This is a genomic window from Candidatus Desulfolinea nitratireducens, assembly GCF_982879505.1.
This window is the reverse complement of record NZ_CEYOSI010000082.1, coordinates 1-8,409: the sequence shown is the minus strand read 5'-3', so window position 1 is coordinate 8,409 and position 8,409 is coordinate 1. Positions and strand designations below refer to the sequence as shown.

At 48.4% G+C, this 8,409-nt stretch carries 11 protein-coding genes and 1 riboswitch; of the genes, 4 read left to right on the top strand and 7 right to left on the bottom strand.

The window, feature by feature from the left end:
• The 3 genes from AC3DOM_RS08970 to crcB form a co-directional block, all read left to right on the top strand.
• The coding region (locus tag AC3DOM_RS08970; RefSeq protein WP_487918705.1) for a hypothetical protein at positions 1 to 316 on the top strand (316 nt) is incomplete at its 5' end.
• Positions 317 to 1,783, top strand: a complete 1,467-nt coding sequence (locus AC3DOM_RS08965; RefSeq protein ID WP_487918704.1) for a hypothetical protein — start codon at positions 317 to 319, stop codon at positions 1,781 to 1,783. It begins immediately after the preceding gene.
• A 51-nt stretch (positions 1,784 to 1,834) separates the two neighbouring features.
• Positions 1,835 to 1,895: riboswitch (Fluoride riboswitch) on the top strand.
• Between the two features lie 26 nt (positions 1,896 to 1,921).
• On the top strand, positions 1,922 to 2,305 hold the full coding sequence (gene crcB, locus AC3DOM_RS08960) for a fluoride efflux transporter CrcB (RefSeq protein ID WP_487918703.1): 384 nt from the start codon (positions 1,922 to 1,924) through the stop codon (positions 2,303 to 2,305).
• Here the strand turns inward: crcB and AC3DOM_RS08955 are convergent.
• Positions 2,302 to 2,658 carry a DUF6504 family protein gene (locus AC3DOM_RS08955; protein WP_487918702.1) on the bottom strand — a complete coding sequence of 119 codons (357 nt, stop codon included), beginning with the start codon at positions 2,656 to 2,658 and terminating at the stop codon, positions 2,302 to 2,304. The genes crcB and AC3DOM_RS08955 overlap by 4 nt on opposite strands.
• 120 nt (positions 2,659 to 2,778) lie before the next feature.
• Between AC3DOM_RS08955 and AC3DOM_RS08950 the strand changes: the two genes are divergently transcribed.
• Positions 2,779 to 2,985 carry a PspC domain-containing protein gene (locus AC3DOM_RS08950; RefSeq protein ID WP_487918701.1) on the top strand — a complete coding sequence of 69 codons (207 nt, stop codon included), beginning with the start codon at positions 2,779 to 2,781 and terminating at the stop codon, positions 2,983 to 2,985.
• Positions 2,986 to 3,147: 162 nt separating this feature from the next.
• Here AC3DOM_RS08950 and AC3DOM_RS08945 read toward each other — a convergent pair whose 3' ends face one another.
• The 6 genes from AC3DOM_RS08945 to AC3DOM_RS08920 form a co-directional block, all read right to left on the bottom strand.
• Positions 3,148 to 4,059, bottom strand: a complete 912-nt coding sequence (locus AC3DOM_RS08945; RefSeq protein WP_487918700.1) for an ABC transporter ATP-binding protein — start codon at positions 4,057 to 4,059, stop codon at positions 3,148 to 3,150.
• Entirely contained in the window at positions 4,052 to 4,996 is a 945-nt protein-coding gene (locus tag AC3DOM_RS08940) for an ABC transporter ATP-binding protein (protein ID WP_487918699.1), read from the bottom strand. The genes AC3DOM_RS08945 and AC3DOM_RS08940 overlap by 8 nt, the downstream gene beginning before the upstream one ends.
• Positions 4,997 to 5,011: 15 nt before the next feature.
• On the bottom strand, positions 5,012 to 5,461 hold the full coding sequence (locus tag AC3DOM_RS08935; protein ID WP_487918698.1) for a nitroreductase/quinone reductase family protein: 450 nt from the start codon (positions 5,459 to 5,461) through the stop codon (positions 5,012 to 5,014).
• A 101-nt stretch (positions 5,462 to 5,562) separates the two neighbouring features.
• Positions 5,563 to 5,973 carry a four helix bundle protein gene (locus AC3DOM_RS08930; protein WP_487918697.1) on the bottom strand — a complete coding sequence of 137 codons (411 nt, stop codon included), beginning with the start codon at positions 5,971 to 5,973 and terminating at the stop codon, positions 5,563 to 5,565.
• Positions 5,974 to 6,020: 47 nt separating this feature from the next.
• Positions 6,021 to 7,322, bottom strand: a complete 1,302-nt coding sequence (locus AC3DOM_RS08925; protein WP_487918696.1) for an HlyD family secretion protein — start codon at positions 7,320 to 7,322, stop codon at positions 6,021 to 6,023.
• Positions 7,323 to 7,330: 8 nt separating this feature from the next.
• Positions 7,331 to 8,409 (bottom strand): ABC transporter permease (locus tag AC3DOM_RS08920; RefSeq protein WP_487918695.1); only part of this gene is annotated, 1,079 nt, incomplete at its 5' end.

Below are 8,409 nucleotides of genomic sequence, written 5' to 3'. Positions count from 1 at the left end.
AGCCCGCGCCATGAACCAGATCAAGGAATTTCTGATCAAACAAAATAAAGATCTGGGTAAGGCATTTCGCTGGCAATCAAAAACCCTCCCTGATCCCTATAAACCAAAAAGCATTTCTTATTTCCTTGCCCAACAAGTTGCCATGCTTGGCGCAGTCACTTTCGGCGCGATGATTTTCTATGCGACATTGGCAATCAATAAAAATTTTCAAAATGATCCCCTGCTGCTCTTTGGGGCCGGCATTGGGGGGATATTTTTTCTAATTTTCCAAATGATGCTTTATCGTAAAGAACTCAGCGCTTCCAAGGAGGAATAAATGGGACAGGATCACAGCTCTCGTGAGGCAAAATCTGTTTTTTTGCGATTTCCTAAATGGGTAATTGGCATTATTGTTGTGCTGGCATTGATATGCGGAATCCTTTGCCTGGGGATATTTGCCCTGCCTGCGCTGGGATTTTCTCTCCCCGAAGAGATATTAGCTCGTTTGGAAAGCTACGGGGTTCTTGATGGATCGGAAAGTGAACCAGAGGGTTTGGATAGTGTTATTACAGACATGCTTAATTTGCGCGGGGAAGGCAATGCCGATCCAAAATTGGATGCAGGAGCCTGCATACCCGCACATCTTTATGGGCCACCAGAATTGAATAGTAATAATATATCGGGAAATGAAAATATAGTTTGGATTGAGTTTTTAGAACCAACCCTTGATGAGCTGCCATGGAAAATGAATATGCAACACCCAGATATATTTGAAGAGGGAGAATATCAACTTCAAATCTTTTCAAAAACCGCTCTCGAATTTTCTGAGGCAAAATGCCAGGTCCAAAACGGAGTATTGAACTGCTCATTCAACGGATTTACACCACGCCTTTCCAACACCCAGGTAGATGTTATCGTCACGAAGGACAATTGCGTAGTGGCTTCCTTCTGGGGTACGGTTTCAGAAGGGGACGATAAACAGGCCGAAAATAACGGTAGCCAGCCTGGGGGCACAGATGCACCTTCAGTGGAAGTTGGCGAAAGTTGTATACCGGTCGATCTCCAGAATGCGCAATTGGCTTCAAATGACTCATCCATCCTGAATCTTGGTGAGATTGATTATGGTGGCAATCTCGATTTAAAGGACTCCTTCACTGAAAACGGTCTTGAAATAAAAAATACCTTTTCTCCCACTCCTTTATGGAACGAATCCGGCCAATTTGAAGAGGGCTATCAAATCCATATTTTTGAGAATCTTGCGAATACTGATACCGCTAAAGAGCATCAAAATAATGTGGATTGCTCCTTGGGAAATGGTTCTTTAACCTGTGAGCTGGCAGCACTTTGTCCTTACGGTGAGGGTGTTTGCAGCAATATTATTGTTGTTTCGCAAGATGACTGCATCAGGGGCGCTTATCAATATCTAATTCGTGATCTTGATGAAAATCCAAATTCGACTGCCGATGCGCGTTGTACTCTCTATAAAGGGATGGAGATGGAATTGGCCTGGCCTGAATGGAAGAAAGACTCCCCCATGCCTGTGACAATTAAGATGCCAGGTGGCGTACCTGGACTGGAAATAGCTTTCCCGGACGATGTAGAGCCTTGGGAATATTCACTCAAAATTGGTACAAGCCTATCAAATGACTGTACTTATCAGGGCTACAAGGAAAAACTGCATTGCGCCATTGTAGTCTCCGAAGGATACTCAGAATCAGTGCAGACTCTTTCCTTATTCGTAAATGGCTGCTCCACCCCAATTCTTTATAAAGATAAGGCCTATTTGCCTGAAATGCAAAAATAAATAGTCAGTCAAACCCTTGCCATCAAACTCCATCCCCAGTAAAATCGGCTTCATATTTCTGGTGATGGAGTTCACCTTTAACCGCCTGATGGCTGATGACTCCTATGGCAGCAAACATCGAAATACGGAGAACGGCATATGGGCACTTTTCTTTTAATTGGCATGGGGGGCTTTCTCGGCGCGATCATGCGCTATGCACTGAGCGGCTTTGTACAGAGTTGGTCAAAAACGCCCCAATTTCCGCTCGGGACATTGGTAGTCAATCTCGTTGGTTGCCTGTTGATCGGAGTGCTGGCCCAACTGGCCGAGGCCCGCAATATTTTCACCCCCGAAACCAGCGCACTCGTCTTTCTCGGATTTCTGGGCGCCTTCACCACTTTTTCCACCTTTAGTTCTGACAGTTTCAATCTAATCAGCGAAGGAAATAATCTTCTTTTTTATCTGAATATTGGAGTCAGTGTCATCTTTGGTCTTGGTGCAGTCTGGCTCGGTCGCACTCTGACCGCCTTCCTTACAGCCTAACCCAACTCCTGGTATAGAAACCAGCTCCCTTTGCGGTCGTCCACGTTTTTACTTTCACGGTCATAATAGATCTCAAAAACCCGCCCCCCTTCCACACACACGCGGAAAAAGAATCTCCCCACCCCCCAGGACCCTTTAATGGAAGCCGCCGCTGCGTGGCCCGGACTCATATTCCTCTTCATCCGCCCACGACGTTGATAATCCCTCCGCTCGCTCAACAACTCGACCACCCGAAAATCTTCCTCCCGCCAGGTGAATCCATCCGGGCAGGGAGGTGTCTTCTCAAAAGGCGGCGGCGTATCGTACCTGACCTCAACTTGCTCGGCAATAAATTGAATTGGTTCCAAATTCATCGTTTTTTTCACTATTAGATACAACCCACTTAAAAGTGCGTTGCACATTCGTTATTGTTCGCAACTTCCATCAAACCCTTGCGTAAGTAATTATAGCAAAAACCATAAGGAGAATAACTAATGACCGAAAAAATAAAACGCTTATACCGCAGCACCAACGATATCATGCTCGCCGGTGTCTGCAGCGGATTAGCCGAATATGCCAGCCTCGACCCGACCGTAGTACGTCTGCTCTTTGTTATGGCCTTCTTTTTCACCGGCCCTGGCATCCTGCTGGCCTACCTGATCCTGATGATCGTCGTTCACACAGAACAGATCACCTCATAAACTTGTCCTCGTTCCAACAGAAAGCCTCAAGCGAGATCTGCTTGAGGCTTTCTGCGTTTATTCCTCAAAACGTTCTCCCCCTATAAATGTGGGGAACTAGAGGAGGGGGCAAAACCCCCATCTAACCTCCCCCGCGTGCGGGGGAGGAATAACATTCATTTCTTAGTCTTTCGCCAGCGATAAAAAGACATCCTCCAAGGTCGGGTCGCCCCGGTCAAGAGAGGAGACATCTATTTTCGCAGTTTTGAGTGCCCTTTTTAATTTCGTAGCCGTAATTCTCGGATCAGTGATGACCCGCAAATGGTTTCCAGCCAATCCTGCGCGCTGAACACCTTCAACCCCGGAGAGCGCTTCCAGCGCTAATTCCAATGGTGTTGCGTAAAGATCCCAAACAGGTCCGGAGAGAGTCTCCTCCTTAAGCTTGGCCGGGGAATCCATCGCCAGCAATTTCCCATCCCGCATGATGCCAACCCGCTCGCAATACTCGGCTTCGTCCATATAATGCGTGGTCACAAAAACAGTCGTTCCCTCATCAGCAAGATCGTAGATCAAATCCCAGAATACGCGGCGGGCGTTCGGGTCCACACCGCTGGTGGGCTCATCCAAAAAGAGCAATTTCGGTTGATGCACCAGAGCAATGGAGAGCGCCAGACGCTGCCGCCAACCCGCTGATAGATCGCCTGTATTTTCGCGCTCATAACCCGTCAGCCCGACCCGTGCCAGAGTTGCGTTTAAACTATTTTTATCCCTTACGCCATATACGCCACCATAAAATTCGATATTTTCCCAAACGGTCAGGTCATCGTATAAGGCAAATTTCTGTGACATATATCCTGCACGGGCGCGTACCTCTTCTGTTTGGCGGAATGCATCATATCCAAGGACAGTTGCCTGACCTTCGGTAGGTTCCAGCAATCCCAGCAACATCCGGATGGTGGTGGTTTTTCCCGATCCGTTCGGTCCAAGATAGCCAACCACCTGACCCTGATCGACCTTGAAAGAGATATGGTCAACAGCAATAAAATCGCCAAAAAGGCGAGTCAAATTCTCTGTGATAATGGCAGGTTCAGGCATCTGCAATCTCCGAAGAAGTCAGGGATATAAAGACGTCTTCCAGAGTAGGTGGGATAATACGTACATCCTCCACTTTTAAACCTCGACCAGCAAGTTGATCCGGTAAACGGTTGAGTACTGCCTCAGTTTTCCCAGTGGCTACGCGCAAATGAAGGCGGTCGCCGAAGGCGTGAACCTCGAGAATATCCTTATCCATAGCGGCAGCCAGCCGCAATTCCCGGAGCGGTTCGCCGCGCAACTCGAGGATGCTTCCCTCGAGCGCCGACCGCAATTCGGCTGGTGTCCCCGATTTTAGGAGACTACCATCCCGCAAAAAACCCAATCGTCCACAGCGGGCTGCCTCATCCATATAGGGGGTGCTGATAAGAACCGTCAGACGTTCATCGGAAACGAGACGGATGATCAGCTGCCAGAAATCCTGTCGTGTAACGGGATCAACTCCGGTGGTTGGCTCATCAAGTAAAAGGATTCGCGGTCGATGGACAAGCGCACTCGCCAACCCCAGCTTTTGTTTCATCCCACCCGATAGCTGTCCGGCACGTCGCTCTTTGAATCCCGCCAGACCTACAAATTCAAGAATATCCATACTGCGAGGCAACCACTCCTCCGTAGACAGTCCCCGTACTTCGGCAAAAAAACGGATATTTTCCAATACAGATAATTCTTCGTAAAGCGAAAACCGCTGTGAAAGATAGCCTATCCTGGCACGGATCTCTTCGCCATGCTGAAATAAATCCATTCCATCAATAGTGATCATCCCCGCATCGGGGAGCATGGCACCGACAAGGAGGCGCAGAGTCGTGGTTTTCCCCGCACCATCTGAACCTACCAATCCATAGATCTCCCCTCTCTCAATATGCAGGAAAAGATCGTTAACGGCATGGTTTTCGCCGAAAGATTTATATAGGCCTTGCGCTTGGATAAGATATTCTGTCACATTAATTCTCGCTAATTAATGAGGCTCGATGATCACAAATGCTTCTTTTTCAGCCAATTTCTCCAATTGCTCCCTGGTAGGCCTTTTTGGTAAAGCATGCACCTTTTGCATGATCAGTCCAAGCATAAAGGGATGCCGCTCAAGTCGCGTTTCAATGAAATCAGCAAAACGGGATTGATCGGTGACAACCTCAGCCTGTCCCTGAAAAGATAGTGACTTCACCCGAATCTCAACATTCGGGTTTGCCTGGATATTACGTACCCAATCCGCTTTCAGACCGCGGGCTGAGCCAAGATAATATTTTCCGTCAATTTTTTCATATTGCAAAGGTGTGACTCTTTTCAAGCCGGATTTTCGACCTGTGGTTGTTAAAAGAAGAATGATTTTGCCAATCAGAGGCCCCAACCCGATCGCATAGAGTCCACGATGAAGTTTTTGGATGGTTTTCATACGCTGCCAGTTCATAAAGTTGTTCCTTTCTCTCGTTTTCCCGTTGGGCCGTTGGACCGTTATCCCGTTGGGCCGTTGGACCGTTATCCCGTTGGGCCGTTGAACAACTGGGATCGTTAGGGGAGGTAGTCTACGCCTTTTTCGCGAACGCCGAGGGGGGGAGGGTGAGATTTTAGATAGGCGATAAAACGCACAAGTTGGCGCAATGCTTTATCGGCAAGATCAAAAGCCTGGGCAAATTGCCCCTTTGCAATATAGGATTGGTCAAGCGCAATATAGAGTTGGCTTCGAACTTCGCCAGCTGAGGCTTTCGCAATACCTAGGTAACGAATAAATTGTGCCTGGGTTTGGCTTTCAAAACCTTCGGCAATATTGCTCATCACTGAAACTGACGCGCATCTGATTTGATCTCTCAATCCAAAATCGCGAGAAAAATCTCCTTGTGATGAAAATTCATAGATCAAGTTTGTCAATTCACGAGCTGTTTTCCATGCTTCGATCTCTTCAAATCTTGAAATCGTGGGCATACAACCTCCAATGGAATGACGAGCCAACCGGAAAACGGGTTGACAGGCTAACGAAAGGAAAGGTCCCCAGGCATGCCGGGTTTTAACTTCCTTTCCGGATCTGTCACCTTCAGCTTGATGGCATAAACAGTACTGCTGCGCCCTTCCACAGTCTGGACATTGCGTGGTGTATATTCGGCAGTATTGGCGATAGAAATAACGCTTGCAGAAAAACTGTCATCAGGGAAGGAATCGACCTTGATCTCAGCCTGCTGCCCCAGCGAAATTTCACCGTAGCGATCCTCAGGTACATAGACTGTGATGGTCAAATCAGCCAGGTTGGCGATGGATAGAACTGTAGCTCCAGGCTGAACAAATTCACCTGGCTCCACATTACGCGTCAGAATGGTCCCACTGATCGGAGAATAAACCGACAGTTTGGTCATTTGTGCATCAATCAAATCCAGATTAGCTTCTGACTGTTGGTGTGAGGATCGGGCTTGTTCAAGTGCGTTTATAGCGCTGATTACCGCCGGTGATTCCGCGCCAGTTTCAAGGATAACCAGATGAGCAGAGGCCACGTCATAGCGCTGTTGGGCAACAACAACCTTGCCGCGCGCATCCTGCACATCATTTGCTATCTGGCTATTGATTAAATCAAAATATGCTGCTTCGGCGGCGTTTAGTTCATCTTCAGCCTCATTATAGGCATCGTAAGCGGCATCACGTAATCCACCACCCTGGGCGGCATACTCTGATTGAATTTTGACATCCTGGGCAACGAGGAATGCGGTCCGGGCGAAACTCAGGCGTTTTTCAGCATCAAGAAAATCGGCGTTATCCAAATCTATGATAACTTTTTCCAATTCTATTCTTGCATCAGAAAGGGCGGTACCGGCCGCCTGGACCTCCTCCTTTGCTGCATCAATTTGCTCTGGTTTGAGAAAATACCAGAGAGGATAAGTGAACTCATCTGGCGCAGAAAAGCGCCAATCTGTGGCCGTAGAGGCTTGTTGCGCGATCACTGCATTTTGCAAAGCCAGATCGTAATTATGCTGCGCGGTCTTCAAGGCGATGTTGGCGGCATCCACATGAGCCGAAGCGACTGCTCGTTGTGCAATCAGCAAACTATCATCCAGGTGGAGAAGCGGTGTGCCAGCCTCCACGATATCGCTTTCTTCGGCTAAAACTGCGGTCACCTTGCCAGCCAACTCAGGTGATATATCAACAGTGGTAACTTCAATTGTGCCAGAGGCAGTTAATCCGCCATTATTCTCAGCAAACATCTTCTGTAAACCAAAATAGCTTGCAACCAACACAGCTAGAAGCAAAACGACAATTACAGGGACAGGGGGGCGTTTCTTATGCATAGGAACTCCTAATCAAGTCGTTTGCGGAAGCGCATGGCTGCCGCACCCATGATGCCAACACCAAAAATGGCGAGGGCTATGATCTCATTTTGCAGGGCTGCTGCTCCAACCCCTTTCAGAAGCAGAGACCGAATAATGACCAGGTAATAGCGCAAAGGTATTATGGAGGAAACCCAGCGCAAAACTGGTGGCATAGCTTCAATTGGGAACAAAAAACCAGATAGAAAAATTGCTGGTAAAAGCGTCATCCAGACAGTCATAAAGGCTTCCTGCTGTGTATTGGCAGTGGTTGAGGCAAATAAGCCAATTCCCAGGCCAGAAAGAAGCAGTAATCCAGACGTGCCAATGATCAGACCCAGATCACCACGCACCGGCACTTTAAACCACAGGTTACCGATCGCCAGCACGACCAGGGTATCAAAAAGAGAAAGGATCACGTAAGGCATCAGCTTTCCTACGACCAATTCCCATGAACGGATAGGTGTGACGATCAACTGCTCAATAGTGCCACGTTCGCGTTCACGGACAATGGTCGTAGCCGTCAGAATGGATGTGATCGCAAAAAGGATCATCCCGATCACACCGGGGATCATGAAGTAGGCACTGTCCAGATCGGGGTTGTACCAGACCTGCGTGCGGACTTCGAGGGGGGGATTGAATTCGGCGCTTCGTCCGGTGCGAGCGGCTTGCTCCTGCATTAATTTGGTGGCGTGCGACTGCCCGATCAGCCGTGCGGTTGAGAGCGCCGTTCCTCCAACAGTTGAATCGGAACCATCCAAAATCATCGCCACTTGAGCATCTCCTTCAAGCAGACGCTGGCTATAATCCGGTGGAATAATGAGCGCAGCACGCGCTTCGCCTCTTTCGATCAGATCACGAACTTCCGCATCTGAGCCAATATCGTAGGCGATCCGAAAATAGTCTGCAGAACGGAAGGCATCCAATAAGGCCCGTGATTCCGGACTGCGACTCTGATCCCAAACGGCGATGGGCACATTGCGAACATCAGTTGTCGCCGCATATCCCAGCAGAAATAACTGCATCACCGGAACTACGAGAATCATTGCCAAAGTACGTGGGTCTCGGA